We start from the raw sequence: 21,399 nt of genomic DNA, 5'->3' as shown, positions 1-21,399 counted from the left end.
AGACAAGATTTATACCTATTAACCGATAACAAAAAGGCCCTTGCTTAAAAAAGCAAAGGCCCCAACTCACACGATTGGTTTGTATTAATCTACTCTTGTAAATACTTCTGTCCTTCCTAACAAGGAAATGCCTATATATCCCCTGACATTCAATCTATTCTTGCCCTCCAACGTCATTTTGCAACTGTAAGTTTTCCCTGATTTTGGATCATAAATGGTTCCATCTTGCCATACACCATTATTAAACGTGAAATCCTTTAATATTTCCAATCCCAAAATAGGACGTCCACGTAGCTCTTCAGAAGGATTCTTGCTATCCCTTTTAGGTTTTCCTTCTTCATCATTAGGTTCTTTTAACCACGATAGTTTCCCAAAATACTTATTCCCCTTTTTATATATCTGTAAATGAGCCTCTTTATCTTTGTTAAGCCACTTCCCTAATATCTCATCAGATTTTTGTCCGAATACGAGAGTATTCACCAATAAGAATACGCTAAAAATTAATAATTTTTTCATGTTTTTTCAGGTTTTATTTACTTAAATATAAGAATTTATTATGCAAGCATAAAGTAATATATTTTTAAAAAGAACACACATAGCGTCATATTGTTCTTTTGTTCAAAACCAAAGCTTAGGCTCCACGTTATTTATTGTTATTGTAGCACTGTATTCATTTATATGATTAAGAAATTCTTCCCTATTTTATTTGTACTCACTTGCTTTAAATTTTTGGTTTTTGCTCAAAAACGGTTTTATAACGTTGATGAAAAAGATTGGCGAAGTAATAAAATTCAGGATTCTACCTCACTTATCCGGAGTATCTTTCTAATTAGCGATGTCGGCTATCTTAAGAAAAGGGAGAAAGGAATTGTTTTGGATATTATGCAAAAGCAATTAAATCGGAGTTCAAAAAATGACTTATTAATTTTCTTAGGTGACAATACAAATTCTCTCAAAAGAGATACACTTCCTAACGGTGCACTGCTAAAGCAATTGAATTTAGGGAAAAATTTTAAAGGCAAAACTTTATTTATAGCTGGAAACAGAGATTGGCACAATAAAGTAATACCTATTAAAGAGCAACAGCACTTTATTGATAGAACTCTTGGATCACCTGCATTTGTTCCTGAGAACATTGAATCTATTGTACAAAAAATAGATTTGAAATCAGATTTGATAGTAATTGCTGTTCAAACGGAATTGTTACTTAACAAAGATACGGAAGAGGAAAAAAAGAAAAGTTCGTATGCTACAATTGAGAAAATAATATTAGATAATACGGATAAAAACATTTTAATTGTCCAGCATCATCCTATTTACTCTAATGGAGTTCATGGTGGTTTTTTTTCTTTAAAAGATCATTTATTTCCCCTTACCAGTATTCATAAAAACCTATACATTCCTTTGCCTATAATCGGCTCTCTTTATCCAATCATAAGGCAATATGGAATATCAAAACAGGATTTAAATAACATACAATATCAGGAACTTATACAATCGCTTTCTAAAATAATAGCTAATAAGAAAAATGTAGTTATAGCAAGTGGCCACGAACATTCGCTTCAATTGCTAAAGCAAGGGAATATCAACCAGTTAGTTAGTGGCTCAGGCTCATTAAGTACCAGAGTTTTTAATATATATCCTGCTTTATTTGGTATGGGGGCATTAGGTTATGCAAAACTCGATTATTACGAAAATGGTCAATGCTGGGTAGAGTTTTATTCAATTAATTCTTTAAATAAAGATAGCCAACTTATTTTTAAAAAAGCACTTTATGGATTAAAAGGAGATCATTTGGATTTAGTTGATGAGAAATCAATAGACTATAAAGATTCTATAAAAGCTATATCTGCAGGAACAGAATATGCATCGTCCAAAAAACGACAAAAAACTTTTGGCAAACAATACAGACAAAGCTGGATTACGCCAGTACATGTTTCCTACCTGGATTTAACGAGAGAAAAAGGTGGTTTGGAAGTTAAGTCCTCTAGTGATAATATTTTGATTTTACAAGATAAAGAAAAGACAACTTATACGTTCAGATTAATAAACAGAAATCCCCATGATTTACTTCCAAAAGGATTTGACGCAACTATAATTGAGGATATAGTTAAGGATCAAACTTCAACCTCTCAACCATACGGTGCTCTGGTTGTTGATTACCTTTCCAAAAAAGCTAACCTGCCATCATTTGAAACCCAGCTTTTTTTCTTACCATACACTCGCCTGTTAAAAGAAAATTTAGCTGATTTTGGGGGACATCTTGGATTATTGGAGAAGAGTTTGTCAAACTATAATAATCTGATAAGTACGGACTCCCTCTACACTGTATTGGAAAACCACCACGTAAAAGTGAACCAGTATTTATATTTAAAAAACAGACTTTTCGATCTGTTAATTGGTGATTATCATAGAGATGAAAGTACTTGGTTATGGCAATCTAAAAAACATGATGGTAATATAATCTACAGTCCTTTCAACAAAAATCGAATTCAATTTTTTACAAAAATAGATGGCTATGTTCCTTCTTTTTTAAGGAAACTGGTACCCGAGGTACAAACATTCGGATATACGATAAAAAAACCAGAAAAGTTGGCGATCTCTGCTAGAAATCTAGATAGAAATCTTTTAAATGAACTTTCCGAAACCGATTGGATCGCTGTAGCAGAGGAACTTATGGAGGAAATTACGGATAAGGTTATAGAAGAATCTGTAAGAAAATTACCTCCCGAATCTTTTGAAATTGATGGACAAGAGTTAATTAAGAAATTAATCGCGAGAAAAAACAATCTCAAAGAAACGGCATTGAACTATTACAATGTATTAGCAAAGGATATCAGAATAGTTGGTACAAACAAACCAGATATCGCCAATATCAAAAGAAATAGAGATTCGACAACTGTGACAATGAACAATTTCAAACGACAATTTTCCAATAAAAAAACCAAACAAATACAAGTCTTTGCGCTTGATGGAAATGATACTTTAAAAGTATCCGGTACTTCTAAAGCGCCAATAAAAGTACGATTCGTAGGTGGAAATGGGGTTGATTACGTTAAAAACTCTTCTAAAAGCAAACATTTATTCATCTATGACAATCCGGATTCTAATATAGAGTATGCTAAACCCGCTAAACTAATTCTTACAGATGAAAGATGGATCAATGAGTTTTCGAGAGATGATTTTATCTATAATAAATCGGGTTTTTCACCAGATGCGATGATTTACAATGCAACAGATTTCGTAAGTATTGGCCTATCTCACCAAATAAAAAACAGAGGTTTTAGAAAAGAGCCCTTCGCTTTTGAACAAAAAGTAGGCGCGTTAATGGCTCCTAAAACAGGTGCTTTAGAAATAAAGTATTTAAGTACCTTCTATTCAATTTTTTCAAATAACCTGGACCTGGTATTAAGCGGACGTTACATCGGCCCTGCCTACGATTTCAATTTCTACGGAACGGGGAACAGCTCTGAAAATACAGATAAATTAAAATACTATCAGGTAAGATCTAAAAACGCTCATTTTAATGTATTCGCCCAAAAGCGAATTTCTAATCGTATTACAGCTGGAATTGGGCCTGGTTTCTCTTATTTCAATATTTTAAAACAAAGTGACAACAGTTTCATTCGGGATAATGGAATAGAAACCTCAACTACAAATTGGTTCCTTAATATGAGTTCTTATGTGAATTTCGATCTTTCTGATGATACTTTTTATCCAAAAAACGGATGGCGATGGGCAAGTAATGCTAATTATTTTTCACAGATAAATAATGAAAAATACAATTTTGTAAAGTTACAGACTGACTTCAGATATTATTACACTCCGTCTCGAAACGTCCCGTTTACTATGGCGCTCCGACTGGGTGCAAACACAAATATTGGAAACTATAATTTTTATCACTCTAATACTTTGGGTAACCTAACGAATTTAAGAGGCTACAGAGCAGACAGATTCTCTGGTAAATCTTCGCTATATGGAAATTTTGAAGGTAGATTAAAGCTTACTAAGATAAGAAGTTACGTTTTAGCCGGAGATATTGGTGCCTTTGGATTTTATGACACGGGAAGAGTATTTTCTAATGTTACTGAATTAAATAAATGGCACAGCGGATATGGCCCTGGCATCTGGATTAATTTCTTCGATCACCTTCTGGTTTCCTTAGGCTATGGTATATCATCGGAAGACAAAGTATTTTCCTTAAACATTGGATGCAGATTTTAAACAACAAATCCCGGTATAAACCAGGATTTGTTGTTGTTTATTGAACTACGGCTTGATGATTCTTCAAGCGTTCTTCCCTTACTAAACCTTCCAGAAAATAATAATCCGCATAATTTATTGGCACATCAATTTCACTGTTTTTCGGATAGTGTCCAGTACTGTGATCTAAAATAAAGCCTTTATTAGTACCTTCCTTAGAGCTATATTTAGTAGCTATAGTTTCTGTCATCTTCTTCGCTAACTTTAAATAATCACTCTTTTTACTATAAGTGCTTAACTCATATAAAGCCGATGACATTACAGCTGCAGCGGAAACATCTTTAGGTTCATTAGGTATTTTTGGCGCATCAAAATCCCAATAAGGAATCAAGTCTTTAGGCATATTTTTATTAGAAAATATAAACTTTGCAATATGCTCCGCTTGCGCTAAATAAGCCGGATTTTTGGTATATCTGTAACACATTGTGTATCCATACAATGCCCAACCTTGCCCTCTGGCCCAAGCTGAATCATCGGAATATCCCTGATGTGTATTTCTTTTCTCTACTTGGCCTGTTTTAGGATTATAGCTGATTACATGCCATGTACTATAATCTGGCCTAAAGTGATTTTTCATTGTAGTGTTTGCATGTTTAACGGCAATGTCGTAATAAATTGAATCGCCTGTCAATCTTGTTGCTTCAAATAAAAGCTCTAAGTTCAACATATTATCAATGATTACCGGAAAATCCCATTTATCACTGTTATGATCCCAGGACCTCAAAGCACCAACCTTTGGATTGAATCTTGTAATTAAAGTCTTTGCCGCTTGCACTATAACATCCTTATAATGCTGATTTCCGGTAAGTCGATAAGCATTTCCAAAGCTGCAGTAGATTTTGAACCCCATATCATGTGTCGTCCCGTTCATTTTCTCCTGCTCTATCTTCGCAGTAAAAGATTCTGCTTCTTTTTTTAGCTTTTCGTCTTTGGTCAACTCATACAAGTACCAAAGATTTCCAGGAAAAAAACCGCTGGTCCAGTCTCTTGACGCCACCAATATTAAATCACCATGCTCAAACGTTCTTGGGGAAACTAAAGTCCCGTTTTTATTATTTGCTTTAGGGATTTCAGTTAGCATTAAATCTGTCTGGGCCTTTGCCTGTTTAACTATTTTTTGCGTATGAACAGTTGTTGAGCATGAAGCCAAAGCTAAACCTACAAAAACTACTAAACCGCCTAATTTATTCTGATTAAATTTCATGATTTTGATTATTATATTCTACATCCAGATTAATGGATATTTAACCGGCATATTTCTTACGACTTCTTCTACTGTAAGTTGATGTTTCAACTTAGTCCAAGCATTAAACCACTCTTTCCTATTGTAAGCAGAAGCACCAAAAAGCAAAAAAGGATGAGCTACAGGCCATTCTTCCCAATACATAACGTCGGGTTTTAGTGGCCATTTAGATTTATCTACTACGTAAGGATACATGAATTCAATACCTTTCTTTATCGAAAGCCCCTTATCAGTTTGATAATTCCATAAATTCACTTTGCTATCAGACGAAAGAATGTGAACCAAAGCTGTCATTACATCCAAATTAAAAAGAGAATAACCGTAAGGTTTTGTTCTTCTCATTTCCTGCGGGAAGCTACCATCTTCAGCCATTTGGTTTGGCAATAAAACTTCTTTATATCTTTTTACACAAAAGTCATGTAATTCCTGATTTCCTGTAAGTTTTGAAAAAGCTGCCACCTGAAGCACAAAACAAGTTCCATGGTTATTGGTTGCATTCATTTCTGCCGTACCATAAGGATGCGTTGTCAGCCAATGCAAATATTCATTAAACCATTTCTTCACGTCGGCAACCAATCCAGCGTTCAATTTATTAGATAAAATATAAACGCTTTGTGCAACTTCAATTAAATGAATGGTATCAATAATTCCTATTCCTCTACCAGTGAATCTTCCTTTTATCGCTTGCGCATATAATAAATTTGGATTCATCTTAGTCTGTGGATTTGCAAACCATGCATTAAGATGTTCCTCTATTTTCGTCAGGTACTTTTTATCTCCGGTAATTTTATAAGCGGACGCCAAAGCTCCAACAATCCTTCCAAATCTTATCATAGCTAATCTATGAGCGACAAAATTGTCTGGATTGGTCATGCCGTCTTTCTGGATGTATGGTCCATCAGGATTTTGAGGATCTGGCCACCAATAATCTCCTTCCGAGAAAAAATCATTTTTCCCTCCTGCACTCCTATTACTACTAGATGCTGTTACTGTAACAGGCTCTTGAGCCATTGCCCAATTCGCATCTTCCAAAACATCATTCTTTATAACTTTAACCGCTTCTTTATAGAATTTCGAACTGGATTTTCCTGCAAGAGGAAAACCCAGTAAAATGATGAAAAAGAGAGAAGCTATTTTTAATTTTTTTTTCATGACTATAAGTTAATGAATACGGTAGGTACTCCTTCTGATTTTGCAGAAACAACACTTTTACCTTTATTTTTAGTAACCCTGATAATTGCTCTGCCATTATACATCTGCAAATAATTGGAACCTGTTGATGTTCCCTGATTATCGATCAGTTTTCCATCTCCGGCCAATTCAAAACTAACATAATTTGCTGCTTCTAAGCATTGCACATTATTGGCATCGAATAATTTAACTTCTAACGTTACGGTGTCTTTATCTTCGGCAATCTTTTCTAAAGTTAACTTTGCTGGCTTACCCCATTTTGCTGTTTGATAATATTGAGTAATCTCGTCGGTAACTACAGTTTTTCCTTTTTTGGCAACTACTTTTATCGTGTTTTTCCCTTCATTAAAAACAACATTCCATCTTAAACCCGCTGCAGGAAAGTTTTGACTATTTCTTTTCTTAACTCCCATACTTTTACCGTTGAAGAAAAGCTCTGCCTCATCACAATTCGAATAAGCTTTAACTACTTTTTGCTCTCCTTTATCTCCCCATCTTACTGGCCAGTTATGTCCAGATATACGCAACATCGGTTCTGCTGTCCAATATGATTGAAAAACGTAATAAGCCTCTTTTTTGGTAAAATCACGTTCAACAACGCCTTTCTGATTCATATAAGGAACCGGATTTTCTGGTCTTACCGGCGTTGAAAAATCTTTAAAAGGCCAATAAGCTGCTCCCGTTAACCATGGCATAGTTTCCTGTTCTTTTAAATGCCAGTCTATTAGATTACAAATATAGCTCTCACTCCAATCGCCATCTTTAGAAAAACGAGCATCACCACCGTAGAAAGTGGCATCTCCAGCTCTTTCATCGGCTTCGCCACCAATTTTTAATCTATTGATAATCTTTTCCGGTTCTTCAGCATTTCTTCTCGCATGGCTATCACCTCCCCATTCCACATGAAGGAAATGATTCACCCCTTCCATTTCTTTCTTAGAAACTTCTTTATATTCCTGATAGATACCTCTATACCAACCAGCCCAAATTGATGGAGAATATACATCCACTATGTCTTTACAGAAATCACATCTTCTGATAGCTGTTTTTCTGGTTTTATCCAGTTTATGGCTTAAATCATTAAGCTCTTTCATGAAAGTTCTGATCTGCTCTTTATCGAAATACGTAAAGTCGCCAGGCCAATCATTTTCATTACCCAAACCCCAAATAATTACCGATGGATGGTTATAATGTTGCTCAATCATATTTGTGAGCATTCTTCTGGCTTGTTGCTTGTAAACATCACCGCCTAAGCCTCCGCGACACCATGGAATTTCTTCCCAAACCAAAATGCCTAACCTATCACATTCTTGAAGTACAATTCTGGACTGTTGGTAGTGTCCCAATCTAATGAAATTCACGCCCATATCCTTCATCATCTTCATTTCAGTTTTAATCATTTCTTCTGTCATTGCCGCACCTACACCTGCATGATCCTCATGTCTATGTGTGCCTCTTAGCAAAAGTCGCTTGCCATTAAGCATAAATGGCCCTTTTTGAACGAATTCGAAATGTCTGAAACCTACTTTTTCGATATGCTTGTATTCCTGACCTTGTGCATTAATAGTTAGCTCAACTGAATATAACTGTGGCCTTTCAGGTGACCAAAGCGCCGGCTTGTTCAATTTTGTCGTCCAAAGTACCTGGTCTGAGCTGGATAAAGTTATATCACTTTTACCTGTAAACACAGTTTTTCCCTGCGGATCTTTAACCAATATATTTACATTAGCTGTATTCAGACCAATAGGATTATAAAATCTTCCGGTAATTTTTAGCTGTCCTTGCTTTCCCTGAGCATCTACTTCTGCTAAAGCAAAAAGTTTGTCTACAGAAACTTGCGGTGTATAAACTAAATTAAGATAACGGTATAAACCACCGTAAACATTAAAATCTGATAAATCTGAAGGAATCATTTCCAGATCGCGGGTATTATCACATCTGATTGCCAAAGGTATTAAGCCTTTAAATTGTGATTTGAATAATGGATCTTTTTTAAACTCTTCTACGGCATCTGTAATATCTACCGTAAATTCGTCATATCCACCTACATGGCTACCTACTTTTTTAGTATAAACATAAATTTCGGTTTTTTGTCCTGCACCCTCAAAATGCAATAGAATACGTCCTTTGTTATACGGATTTTCTAATTTCAGATTTGTTCTGTACCAACCCGGTCCTTCGTAATAATTTACTTTGGGATCTACAGCATCTGTTTCATTAAAACAATGTGGTAAAATAACATTCGACCATAACGGCACCGATTCTGAAGATCCTGGTTTTGCCGGGCGCATAGCTTCCCAAACACTTCCTAGATCTCCTTTTAGGTATTCCCAATTTTGAGTCAATCTTTTAGACTGTTGGGCAAATGCCATCTGACCGGCTAGAACAAAGAGACATAATAAAGCTTGTCTGATTTGTACGGCTTTAATCTTAAAAGGAATTTTCATTAAAACTTTCTTTAGGTTATTGAAACAAACCTAAAATAAAATTCGCCTGAGGAAGGTATACTTTCTTAAAAAATAGGTGTCATTTTATAAAAATAACACCTATCTTTTTACAAAATTCAACTATATTGGCACGAAATAAACTCTGTTGGCGTCTTCCCGAATTGCTTCTTAAATTCTTTGCTAAAATATTTTGGATCGGTAAAACCAACATTATAGGCTATTTCGGAAATTGTTCCGCGTTTTTGTTCCATTAATTGGAGGGCTCTTTTTAGCCTGAAAGACTTCATAAAATTATTAACAGTAAGCCCCGTAATGGCCTTAATTTTTTTATAGAAGATAGGTGTACTCATTCCTATTTCCGAAGCAAAATCATTTACTCCAAAATTTGGATTACCAATGTTCTCTTCCAAAAGATGCAATACTTTTTCTATAAATCGATTGTCAGGATGTTCGGTTTCGGGTTGATTAGGTTCCAAACTCAATCTTCTTGTAAATTTGCTGCGCATTGCTTCCTGTAAAGCAACAAGATTAGAAACGGTATATTTAAGCTTATCTATCGTAAAAGGTTTTGTCATATATGCATCAGCACCGATTTTCAATCCTTCCAATTCATCGGATTCTCCTGTTCTGGCAGTTAGTAAAACTACAGGAATATGGTTTATCCTTTCATCTGATTTTACTGCTCTGCAATACGCTATTCCATCCATAACCGGCATCATAACATCACTTATTACAATATCGGGCATATGAGTCAATGTAAGCTTCAATCCTTCGCTTCCGTTTTCGGCAGTTAATACACTATATTTCTCTTTTAGCGTATCCACAACAAAATCACGTACTTCTTTATTGTCTTCTATCACAAGTATGGAAGGTAACTCAGCTTCATTTTCCTGTTCTTCAACATCTACATCATAATCTGCTAATTTACCTTCGTATTGGTCTTCTATAATTTCAAACTCATTTAAATGTTCGAACCCCTTTTTTAATGAAAGACAGAATATTGTTTCTCTATCATCGTCTTCAACTATTAAATCACCTTTATGCAGCTTTGCGATACTTTTCGATAACGCCAATCCTATACCGGTACCTATATTCCTTTGATCGGTATCCTCCTGATAGAAATTTGTAAATATCTTTTCCTTGTTTTCCTTACCAATTCCTTTTCCACTGTCGATTATTCTTACCAAAATATCAGTAGCAGTTTCTTCTATAGTAACATCAACCCTACCATCATTAGGCGTGAATTTAAAAGCATTTGACAATAAATTATAGAAAACCTTTTCTAACTGAGCTTTATCTATATAAGCTTCTATCGACGACTTGGCACTGCTAAAACGATATTGAATACCTGTTTCTCTTGCCTTGTATTGAAAAGACTGATAAATATCATGTGTAAAATCAACCAAATTGACTCTTTCAACACGCAGTTTCATCTTACCTGCTTCTACTTTGCTAAAGTCTAGCAGTTCGTTAATAAGTTTGGTCAGACGCTTTACATGTTTATTAACTCCTGATAATTGGTCCTTAATTGGTAAACTCGTTTCCGGATCTCCTATTAACTTTTCAATTGGACCTAAAATCAGGGTTAAAGGAGTTCGGATTTCGTGAGAAACATTTCTAAAAAAATCTACTTTCAATTGGTGAACTTCATGTTCCTTTTTCAACAGGGCTTCCATGATAAAATACCTGATGACAACAAAACCAATACCCGCTATTATCGCAAGATAAAAAAGATAAGCCCACCAACTTTTCCAAAACGGCGGATAGATCGTTATCTTAAGCTTTTTAATATCACTCCAAACACCATCATTATTACTTCCTCTTACCAATAATATATACTCTCCATCAGAAAGTTTATTAAAGGAAATATTAGGTGACTGCAGCTCTATCCATTGCTTATCGATGCCTTCTAATTTATATGCGTATTTGTTTTTATTTGGACTTATGTAATTCAAAACTGCAAAGTCGAGACTGAAAACACTTTCTTTATAAGGAATACCTATTTTAGGAGTATCCCAAATGGCCTTTTTTAATATTTCTGTTTCGTCACCTACTTTAACAACTTTATCAGGTAAATAAACTCCGGTTAAAATTACTGTAGGTTTTGCTTTATTTTCCTTGATATCCTCCGGCCTAAAGCTTATCATACCATTAAAACCACCAAAAAAGAGTTCTCCGTTTCCGCCTTTCAAAAAAGAGTTAAAATTAAAAACATTCCCTGCAAGACCATCTGCCGTATTGTAAGTTTTAAATATGCCTTTTTCAAACTTAACCAGCCCTTTTGTCGTACTAAACCATAAATTCTTTTGGTTATCTTCTATTACTCCTAAAATAGAATTGGTAGGCAAACCCTGATTTTCGGTATAAAGTTTAACCGTCTTATCTTTATCCGAGTAAACTAATATTCCGTTATGTGTAGCAAACCATATTTTTCCTTTTGAATCTTCTGATATTGCATTTATACGTAAAAACCAGGATGGATTATCTTTTAATGTGATATTGACAAAGTGATTTGATTTGTTCCCTTTTAAAAACAAACCGGTATCACTTGCTACCCAGATTCGGCCCTCACTATCTTCATAAATTGATGATATAAAGGAATGCGGTACATCTGTTTGTTTAAAGATATCTAAATGGCTATCATAAATAAACAGGCCATTTCTGCTTCCTACCCAAACCTTTTGTTTGCTGTCTATTAAGATATTAGATAATCTATTTGATTTTAATGATGAAGTATGTTTATATATTCGGAATTTACCAGTTTTAGGATTGTATACATTTAAGCCCCCCTCAAACGTCGTTGCCCATAAATTCCCTTCTGCGTCTAAAGCAAGATCTTTTACAAGATTGGAACTTAGCGAATTTTCCTCGCCCTGAGTATGTTTGTATTCTTTAAATCTACCCGTTTTCCGATCCAAATAATTTAAACCGCCTCCTTCTGTCCCTATCCATAGATTCCCATAACCATCTTCCACCATTGCGCTAACTATATTGCTACTAAGAGAATTTTTATAAGAGAAATGCTGATATAAAGTGAATGGAGGATTTAAAGTGTGGGTAATATTCAGCCCGCCAAAGTAGGTTCCGATCCACATAGAGCCCAATTTATCCTGATAAATATCATAGGTTGAATTTTGGCTTAAACTGTTGGGATTCTCGGGTTCGTTAACAAATATTTGTTCTACCTTGCTAATTAGAGGATTAAAAATGTTTACTCCTCCAAGTGTGGCAATCCATAGCTTCCCGTTTTTATCTACCGTAATTTTCCTGATATCATCACTGCTTAACCCCACCCCCGACCTAATATCGAATCTAACAAATGTTTCTTTGTTGCGATCAAAGAGATTGAACCCTTTTAATCGTGTTCCTATCCACAAATTCCCTTGGTAATCTTCGATTATTGAACTAATATCATTACCTGATATTGAATTTTCTTTATTTTTATCTGACTCGTAAAATTTAAATTTATACGTTTTTCCCGCATTTGTCATCTTCACCAAACCACCGGTAGTTCCCAACCACATAATGCCCTGCCGATCCTGATAAATTGTTTTAATAAAGTCATTTGTTAAGCCATTTTTACTATACTTTTCTACTTCAAACCTTTCGATACTTCCGTCTGGCAGCACTTTATTCAATCCCTTTTCGGTACCTACCCAAACATTCCCTTCATTATCTTCGAATAAAGATCTGATAACCTCATTAGAAATTGTTTTCGGATTATCCCCCCGATGTAGAAATTGCTGAAAAGAATCACTTTCGGCCAAATACTTATTTAAGCCATGTTGCGTTCCTATCCATAAAAAACCTTTAGAATCAACAAGAAGGGTATTGATATTTATACTGCTGCTTAAAGATTTAGGATCTTTTGATTTACTTCGATAAACCTCTACATTTTTCGAATCGTACCGATTTAAACCGTCCTTTGTTCCGAACCACATAAAGCCCAAGCTGTCCTGCGCAATGGATAACACTGCACTTTGGGAAAGACCTTGTTCAACAGTGATATGCTCAAATGTATTTTTCATTTGGGCGAAAATTGACGGAGAGACAAGAAAAAGGATTATGAACAGTTTAAAACTCCATCTCTTTGCAGCAAGCATATATGACAAATTAGATTTTGGTGGAGAAATAGTTTTCTCAATTATGCTAATTTAAATTTAAAGGGGCAATATCGGGGTAGTTTATTTTAAAATTTTGGAGTATTTTCTTACATGTAAACATAACAAATATGCTTCGTTATTCAAAAAATCAGGAAAATTCAATTAATAGTGCCGGCGAATATTAAAAATTAGGAATTATTGCTTCATAAAGTCAAAAGCGCCTTTTCTTAAATTTATTCCGTACTCCAAATACCCTTTAAGACAAGCCAGAAAATTTGCCCATCCTTCGGTATTTCCTTTAAGCCACTGTATACCTTTTTCATCATTTTCCATACCATCTTCAACTACAGTAACAACGGTTCCACCCCTCACTTCGTCTAATTTAATTGAAACCAATGTTTCGACATTCCCATTGTCCCATGAAAAAGAAATAAAGTTATCAGGTTTTATTTCTTTAACTTTTATTGGGCAATCGTCTGGAAATTCCGGGAAGTTCCAAATAACCGACTCTCCGGTTTCCATTTTACCAGATCCTCTTTCTATAAAATAGTTGCTCATTTTTTCCGGGTCGATAATAGCATCAAAAACTTGCTTTGCCGGTTTAGAAATTTGTATTTTGGCTTTTATAGTTAGTTTCATTTTTTATTCGTTAAATGTTAATCCTTTTGTTAACAAGGCTTCTTTAAGTTTAGGAATTGCAGTTTTTCCGATTCCATGTAATTTTAGTATTTCTTTTTCGGAATATAGCGATAGTTTATTCAATGTGTCAATTCCAGCATTTTCTAAAGCTCTCCTTGCAGGCGCAGCTAACTGAATCATAAAACTTGCATGTGGTTCTCTTTTTCCTTCACAAACCGGACATACCGGGCAATCACTTGTTTTAAAATATTTATGTCCGTTTGCACAAATTCTTAACGATTTCATTTGTTTTTCTTTTTCAAATTTTCTTCTATTCTATATATCAGCATTTGCTTTACAACATCTTTAGGAAATTCCTGATCAAATGGAAATTACACTATACCTTTTGAAGTTTTAAATCCTTTCAATTCCTTTTGAAATTTATTTATACAATTTGTCCAGGGTAAACTAGCTTGTTTTTTAATATTCCATAATGAACCAGATTACCCTTTAATTTTAGTGTAGGAATCCCCATAATTGATAATTTCTATTGCCTGGAGAACCAATTCTTTCAAAAAGTTTCTAAATAATTCAAAAGAAACAGTTTGTTCTTTTGAAATCTCATTAAATAAGTTTCGACGCTTTTCGTTTTAATTTCCATATAAATTGGAATCAACTGTTCTATATTTTACAAAGTAAGATATGACTCTCTCAAGGAAGAAGTTGAGTTTTTTGTAGCGAAGATTAATCTCCGAAAAAAATTTAACAAATAAATTTCCAATTAGTCCTCCTACTTTAGTTTAGACTCATTCTAATTTACGCATTTTATTCCTAAAAATTAAGAAAATATAAAGGAATTTTATTAATTTTTGGAATAATCACCTAAAACAATGATATATATCATGCAAACAATTGACGAAAATCATGTGGAATGTAGATTTATTTCCCCAAATTGGTTGCATCATTTACACATTGAAAATAAATTTCTTTAGCCTACCGTTTAATTTACATATATGTTTTAATTAAAAAAGTAAACTTAATGACCTTAGAAACCTTATTTACGCAAGATAAACTCTTTAAAGCTGACTTGCGATTTAGATTTGTTTTTATTGGCCCAATTGATGACTTAACAATAAGACACCTAATGTATCATAAACGGACAGAAGCCGATTTTATTGTGCATATAAAAAATAAATATGAATAAATAACTAATGATACATATTGAAAATGAACAGATGTTCTTGAAATCGCTGATTTTTATTATCTAAATTAATGCTACCTATGAAGAAAATATTAATTATCGAAGACGACAGTCTGCTGAGCGAAAATATCTCCCTGCTTTTAAACTTATCAGGATATAATGTTTACTGTGCAAATGATGGCAAGTCAGGTGTCGAAACGGCTTTGCGGGAATTGCCCGATTTAATACTTTGTGACATAAAAATGCCGAACCTTGATGGATACGGTGTTTTGCACATTTTAAGTAATCATCCAAAAACAGCAACTATCCCCTTTATTTTTCTTAGTGGAAGTAGTGAACCGGATAACCTAAGAAAAGGGATGACATTGGGGGCCGATGATTACCTGGTAAAACCTTTTAACGAAGTTGATTTGCTGAATACTATAAAAACCAGACTACAGAAGAATGAGATGCATGCGAAACAACTGCATAGCTATACAGAATCTCAAAATGGCTTAGATCAGGATTTTTTTGATATTGAACAATCCAAATTGATACGGGCTGATCACGAAATTGTTCATTATAAAAAGAAACACATACTTTATGAAATAGGACAACGCCCATTGTTTCTTTATTATATTACTGAAGGAAAAATTAAAGAGTTCTTAATAAACAGCGATGGAAAGGAATTGATTACGGGTATATATGGAAAAGGAGATTTTTTTGGGTTTACAGAAATTTTCAAAGAGTCTAATTATCTTAAAAAATCTCAGGTTTTAGAAGATGTATCCTTAATTTTAATACCCAAGGAGGATTTTCTGAGTCATATTTACACAGATGTTTCTCTGGCAAAAAAGTTTATTAAACTGATGTCTCAAAATATCTCCGACAACGAAGAAATGATTCTTAATATGGCTTATAATTCCTTAAGAAAAAAAGTAGCTCAGGGTATTATAAAATTGATAGATAAATTTAACGAAACTAATCAAGGAAAACACATCATTGATATATCTAGAGAAGATCTTTCTAATATAATAGGAGCTTCCCAGGAATCGATGATCAGGACATTAAAAGAATTTAAACTGGAGAACCTGATAGAAGTGGGAAACAACGGACATATTGTTGTTTTAGATGAGAAGAAACTCAGGTTTTTAAAATATTAAATAACAAAAAACGGCGTTGCAAATTTGCAACGCCGTTTTTTGTTTAGCCACAAATTTTATACAAGCTGTAAATTTGTAGTTCTAAATTGGTTCAACATGTCATTGTGTTTTTCAAGTAGGCTGATGTACTTATTTCTCCAATAGCTTGCAGAATTCTGATAATCACCTATTGCTTGCTTAAAGTGAGATCTGGCTACATTTACCTGACTATCCGTAGCATTAAACAGATCTGGCATGTCTATAGAAAAGTCGTAATCGAGGACCTCTCCTATTCTACAAATAACATTAAGTGCCAGATTTTGCTGCGTAAACCAATTGTAAATAGATCTCCGGCTAACTTGAAGTCTCCTCGAAACTTCTGTAATACTTAAGCCGTGACGACGAATTACTAGTTCTACAATTTCACCATTGTGCATGAGCGTAAATTTAAATTGTACAAAATTTCACATAGGAACAATACGATTTCAGCGAAAAGTGTCCGCTGTCAATGTTTTCTATACAAAGAAAATGTATTATCCCGATTTTGATATTGATTTGTATCAATATTGTTACTGATTCTCATCAATAGATCAGTTGATCACCATCCTGTCTAATTCGTTGTAAATTGAATTATTGCTTATATATTCGGGAACAATTTCTTTTACTTTCTTTACCAGGCTAAAATCATCATCCAAAGCGACAAGCTCTAATAACTCATCTATTGATTTCTTTATGTGGTTGTGATGATGATTTACAACTCTGGATATTTTAATCTTCTCATGATAAGTTGGCATAACCTGCTCTTTATCATTCAGTAATTCTTCATAGAGCTTTTCTCCGGGTCTTAGTCCTGTAAACACAATATCTACCTCATTAGTTGAAAATCCAGCTAACTTTATCATATTTTTAGCCAAATCAAATATTTTCACCGGTTTTCCCATTTCGAAAATAAAAATCTCTCCTCCCTTGCCCATGGCTCCTGCTTCTAAGACAAGTTGTACGGCTTCAGGTATGGTCATAAAATATCTCGTTATTTCCTTATGAGTCACTGTTATCGGTCCGCCTTTTTCTATTTGTTCTCTAAATCTTGGAACTACAGAACCGTTTGAACCAAGTACATTACCGAATCTTGTAGTGATAAATTTTGTCCTAATTTGAGACATCAACGGCATTTTTAGCATGTCATCCATTGGTAAGTCCCTAAGTTGATAAAAATTTAAAGACTGGATATACATTTCTGCTAATCTCTTGGATGCGCCCATTATATTTGTTGGTCGAACGGCTTTATCCGTAGAAATCATTACAAATTTTTCGACTTTGTATTCCATTGAGATATCTGCCAACTGTTTCGTTCCTAAAACATTCGTTAAAATAGCCTCGCATGGATGATTTTCCATCATTGGAACATGTTTGGAAGCAGCTGCATGAAAAACAATTTGCGGATGATAAGTACTAAATAATCGTTTAAGTCTGGTATTATTCTGAATATTACACATAAAAGCAGAGACTGATACATCCGGAAAGTTATCTTCAATGCTAGTTTGCAATTCGTGTAGCGGTGTTTCTGCCTGATCACAGAGGACTATTCTACCAGGCTGGAATTTTATAAGTTGTCTTACTATCTCGGAACCAATTGACCCTGCAGCACCTGTCACCAATACGCACTTACCTTCTACTTCTTTTAAAACATTCTCATTCTCCAAAACTATCGGATCTCTTTGTAGCAAGTCCTCTATTTTAAGTTCCCGCATTTGTTTCAAATTAACACGGCCATTTAACCATTGCGCAGACGGAGGTACTATAATCACTTTAATTCCAAGAGAAATACATTTATCTATAAGACTGGATTGATCTGTTTTACTCAAACTTTCGTCCATTATAACTATCTTTTGTACCTGATACTTTTCTTTTAGTCGTTTGATATCAGTTATCGGATAAACCTTTTTTTGTTCAATATTTTTATGCCATCTGTCCGTATTATTATCAACAAAGCCTATCAATTTATAATTACTTTCAGATGCAAAATCAAAAGCCTGTTTAATTAGAATAGCTTTTTTATCTGATCCGTATATTAGAATAGGTTCTATTTTCTTATTTTCCGTTTGTTTAACATAATTATACAAAGTTTTGACAGCTGTTCTCAGAACAACTAATAGCAACGCTTCCATAAAGAAGTTAACCATTATAACTTCATTAAACCATTTTACATTACTAGCAAGACTTAAATTTGTTAATAATTGAAATAAAACCCACAGAGCCAAATTGCTTACTGCTACAGCGGTTACTATTCTCAGAATATCTCCTGTATTAGAATGTCTGATAATTCCACAATGAATTTTCATTACTACAAAAACCAACACAGTAATTGTATTACTTAATATAAGCATGGTCAAAAATTCGCGGATTGAAATTGTTTGGTATTGAAATTTGTGGACTAATAAAAATGACATACAAAATGTCCAAGTCATTATCAAACTATCAATAAATAATATAAGCCACCTGGAATATATTTTTTCATTAAAAATTATTTTTTTCATAGGTATTTGGTAGGAAATTTTAAATAAATTAATCAATAGAATGCTCTATCCTATTAACTTATAGCGATATAAAGGAAAAAAGTCTATCAGCGTATTTGGGTCTATTCCCCTATTTTTCACTAATGTTAAATAGATACTTTTTTCAGGAACGTAGCGCCAGCTATGATAATCCAGAAGAATATTAGAAAACCCTTTTTTCCATTCAAATAACGAATCCTCTTTAAAAGAAACTCCGCTTCCTAAATGCAAAAATTTCATTCCTTTTTCTTTCCCAATATCACACAATCTGTCAACTGTGAATTTTGCCGGAGAATACTTGTAATAATCATAAACTGTCCCTATTAAATGTACATGGACTATTTCATTATAAAAAATTATCAATGTACCACATATTGGTATATCTCCGTCATAGACCACATATATTTTTGCTTCAAATTCAGTAGAACGCAATAATTTCGAGACGTATTCAAAACTAAAGAAATAAAACTCAGATGCATTTTTACGATATATAGTTGCATTATAAATATCCATAAAATGGTGTAATCCTTTTTCCGAATTTACTTCTTCCAAACAAAACCCCTTTTGTTTGCATTTTCTTATAGAATATTTTACGTTTGCTCTATATTGTCTTCTCCTTTCCTCCACGCTCAAGTTTAAATCAATAGCAACTGTTCTTCCATTTGGAAATAGCCCACCAATATTTTTAAATAAGCAACTTTGGTTAGTAAATGGATTAAGCCTTAAAAAAACCGAGACAAAATTGTTTTCTTTCAAAAAACGCAAGAAGCTCTCTTCAAACAAATTTAACCGCTCCTCATCCAAATTTTGGAGGTCTAAATTTGAAATGGGACCGCCATAACCATACACAGAGGTTAAGTCATAATAATTTGTATTCGGAATAGGCTGCTTTAAAAATGGAATTGCAATAAATCCCCAATCTTCCTCAAATACAAATAAAAATGACTCTTTGTGTTTTTCTAAGGAGTGATAATCGTTGGTGTGACAGAAGGCTGTTTCTAGTGATTCTTTAACGTACTTATCCCATCTGTTTTTCTCTTTACAATCAATTAGATGTATCATAAAATTTAAATTTGTTTGTCAGGTAGATGTTAAGGTTTCTGCTACTTCACGAGACCTTTTTTAATTTTAGCTTTTCACAATTCATTCTATATGATTTAGAGCGAAGTTCCATGTAGGCAAAAGTGTTACCCTCCTGACCTTTTCGATTTAGTTCTCTAAATCCTAGTGAGTTATAAATACCTTTAGCCTTCTTATTTTCTTTATGAACTTCCAAAAAAATTGATTCCAATTTAAGTTCATAAAAAGCAAAATCTAGTATATTAATTGTAGCTGCTTTTCCTATTCCTTTTCCCCACAGAGTTCTTACCCCAACAAAAATGTGTAATTCCGCATTACCATTCTCAACATTTAAAAGCTGTACATTACCAACGTATTTATCATCTTGACTTAAACAAATTGCAAAACGATACTCATTTTTGTTATTAAGAACTTTCTTTAACCACTTTGTTTCTGTTTCCAATGTGACTTCTGTAAGAGGGCGGAATTTTGTAAATACCCAAATTTCCGGTTCATTTCTCCATTTATATAATATTTCAGCATCCTCGATGCTTAATTCTCTTAAGTAAATAGCTGCGCTCATATCATTTGCTTTACTATATTTAAAATTCGTTCCATATCCTCTTCATTATATCTATGATCTATCGGGATTCCGACCAAATGCTCAGTGAGATAATTTTCAAACATTCGCTCACTAGTCCATTTTAACACATTAGGCCAATAGGTTGCTATATATATTCTTTTATCTATTAGCTTTTTTCTGATTTTTTTATTTATTAAAAACGGATAAACCATAGGTCCATCAATATTTTCCAGGTTTATAAAAAGTGTGTTATATCTTCCCAATCCCTCATGGATTATTTTGAAATTACGTATTCTGATAGACTTACATTCTTCATAATCAATTCCTTTAAGCACCCTCTCAGTTAACTTAGACATTCTTTTAATGGCACCATTACTTAAAGAGGCCCTGCTTTCTAAATAGTCCTGATATCCTTCTTCTACACTGAGATCAATACTTTTCAAAAGATGTGATACACGCCATACAGAAACGTCTCTTTCAAATTTTGTCGATAATAAAATATTAGTTTGCAGATAGGCTCCGTCTGATACTCCGAAGAATTTCCTGCAGGAGTAAAAAGTGTCTATTCCTCTTATTGGTTTCGCAAAAAAAGCTTGTGAATTGTCTATAATCAAGTTTTTAATGGATCTGCTAAGTCTGTTAACAGTAGTTTGTTTAATGCCAAAGTAATTGGTATATAACAGACACTCTGTTGGAGCTATTTTAAAATCTATAATAGGATCTAAATTCTTATCTATAGTATAGAAATGAAAAGTGACTCCAAGCTTTTTTAGCGGTTCTAAAATAACTTCGCATGTATAATAAGGCACATAAACCAAAGAGTATTGATTTACTTTAACGATATATTCCAACGCATTTCTTGCTGTATTCAGCTTGATTAAATCAGGATAATACTCTTTACCTGAGGGCAATTGCAATTCCAAATAGCCGCCAATTGCCTTAACTCTTCGGGCGTAGTGTCGCATGTACAATTACAATTTTGAGAGGTTTATAATAGATTTAAAAATTAATCTGG

14 protein-coding genes are annotated in these 21,399 nt (G+C 33.8%); 2 read left to right on the top strand and 12 right to left on the bottom strand.

The window, feature by feature from the left end:
- Positions 1-84: 84 nt before the first annotated feature.
- A complete protein-coding gene (locus PEDSA_RS04260; protein WP_013631919.1) occupies positions 85-516 on the bottom strand; it encodes a DUF2147 domain-containing protein in 432 nt (143 codons plus the stop codon).
- 162 nt (positions 517-678) lie between these two features.
- Between PEDSA_RS04260 and PEDSA_RS04255 the strand changes: the two genes are divergently transcribed.
- Entirely contained in the window at positions 679-4,224 is a 3,546-nt protein-coding gene (locus PEDSA_RS04255) for a BamA/TamA family outer membrane protein (RefSeq protein WP_013631918.1), read from the top strand.
- Positions 4,225-4,261: 37 nt separating this feature from the next.
- Here the strand turns inward: PEDSA_RS04255 and PEDSA_RS04250 are convergent, their stop codons facing one another.
- From PEDSA_RS04250 to PEDSA_RS04225, 6 genes are all read right to left on the bottom strand, one after another.
- Positions 4,262-5,467, bottom strand: coding sequence for a glycoside hydrolase family 88 protein (locus PEDSA_RS04250; protein WP_013631917.1), 1,206 nt, complete (start codon positions 5,465-5,467; stop codon positions 4,262-4,264).
- Between the two features lie 18 nt (positions 5,468-5,485).
- Positions 5,486-6,658, bottom strand: coding sequence for an alginate lyase family protein (locus tag PEDSA_RS04245; RefSeq protein WP_013631916.1), 1,173 nt, complete (start codon positions 6,656-6,658; stop codon positions 5,486-5,488).
- Positions 6,659-6,660: 2 nt separating this feature from the next.
- Positions 6,661-9,144 carry a glycoside hydrolase family 2 protein gene (locus tag PEDSA_RS04240; RefSeq protein ID WP_013631915.1) on the bottom strand — a complete coding sequence of 828 codons (2,484 nt, stop codon included), beginning with the start codon at positions 9,142-9,144 and terminating at the stop codon, positions 6,661-6,663.
- 116 nt (positions 9,145-9,260) lie between these two features.
- On the bottom strand, positions 9,261-13,172 hold the full coding sequence (locus tag PEDSA_RS04235; protein WP_169311977.1) for a hybrid sensor histidine kinase/response regulator transcription factor: 3,912 nt from the start codon (positions 13,170-13,172) through the stop codon (positions 9,261-9,263).
- A 270-nt stretch (positions 13,173-13,442) separates the two neighbouring features.
- Entirely contained in the window at positions 13,443-13,886 is a 444-nt protein-coding gene (locus PEDSA_RS04230) for an SRPBCC domain-containing protein (RefSeq protein ID WP_013631913.1), read from the bottom strand.
- Positions 13,887-13,889: 3 nt separating this feature from the next.
- Positions 13,890-14,171 carry a helix-hairpin-helix domain-containing protein gene (locus tag PEDSA_RS04225; RefSeq protein ID WP_013631912.1) on the bottom strand — a complete coding sequence of 94 codons (282 nt, stop codon included), beginning with the start codon at positions 14,169-14,171 and terminating at the stop codon, positions 13,890-13,892.
- A gap of 975 nt (positions 14,172-15,146) precedes the next feature.
- Here PEDSA_RS04225 and PEDSA_RS04220 point away from each other — a divergent pair.
- Positions 15,147-16,208, top strand: coding sequence for a response regulator (locus PEDSA_RS04220; RefSeq protein WP_013631910.1), 1,062 nt, complete (start codon positions 15,147-15,149; stop codon positions 16,206-16,208).
- A gap of 56 nt (positions 16,209-16,264) precedes the next feature.
- On the opposite strand, the gene PEDSA_RS04215 is transcribed toward PEDSA_RS04220, so the two are convergent.
- The 5 genes from PEDSA_RS04215 to PEDSA_RS04195 form a co-directional block, all read right to left on the bottom strand.
- The gene (locus PEDSA_RS04215) at positions 16,265-16,624 is read right to left on the bottom strand and encodes a helix-turn-helix domain-containing protein (protein WP_013631909.1); all 360 of its coding nucleotides are present in this window, start codon (positions 16,622-16,624) and stop codon (positions 16,265-16,267) included.
- Positions 16,625-16,777: 153 nt separating this feature from the next.
- Positions 16,778-18,574 carry a polysaccharide biosynthesis protein gene (locus PEDSA_RS04210; RefSeq protein ID WP_245546828.1) on the bottom strand — a complete coding sequence of 599 codons (1,797 nt, stop codon included), beginning with the start codon at positions 18,572-18,574 and terminating at the stop codon, positions 16,778-16,780.
- A 195-nt stretch (positions 18,575-18,769) separates the two neighbouring features.
- A complete protein-coding gene (locus PEDSA_RS04205) occupies positions 18,770-19,804 on the bottom strand; it encodes a GNAT family N-acetyltransferase (RefSeq protein ID WP_013631907.1) in 1,035 nt (344 codons plus the stop codon).
- 46 nt (positions 19,805-19,850) lie between these two features.
- Positions 19,851-20,384, bottom strand: coding sequence for a GNAT family N-acetyltransferase (locus tag PEDSA_RS04200; RefSeq protein WP_013631906.1), 534 nt, complete (start codon positions 20,382-20,384; stop codon positions 19,851-19,853).
- Entirely contained in the window at positions 20,381-21,349 is a 969-nt protein-coding gene (locus PEDSA_RS04195) for a hypothetical protein (protein WP_013631905.1), read from the bottom strand. The genes PEDSA_RS04200 and PEDSA_RS04195 overlap by 4 nt, the downstream gene beginning before the upstream one ends.
- Between the last annotated feature and the right edge of the window lie 50 nt (positions 21,350-21,399).

The organism is Pseudopedobacter saltans DSM 12145, from assembly GCF_000190735.1.
Taxonomy (GTDB): Bacteria; Bacteroidota; Bacteroidia; order Sphingobacteriales; family Sphingobacteriaceae; genus Pseudopedobacter; species Pseudopedobacter saltans.
The sequence above is the reverse complement of the archived record's forward strand: the minus strand, read 5'-3'. Positions and strand labels throughout refer to the sequence as shown.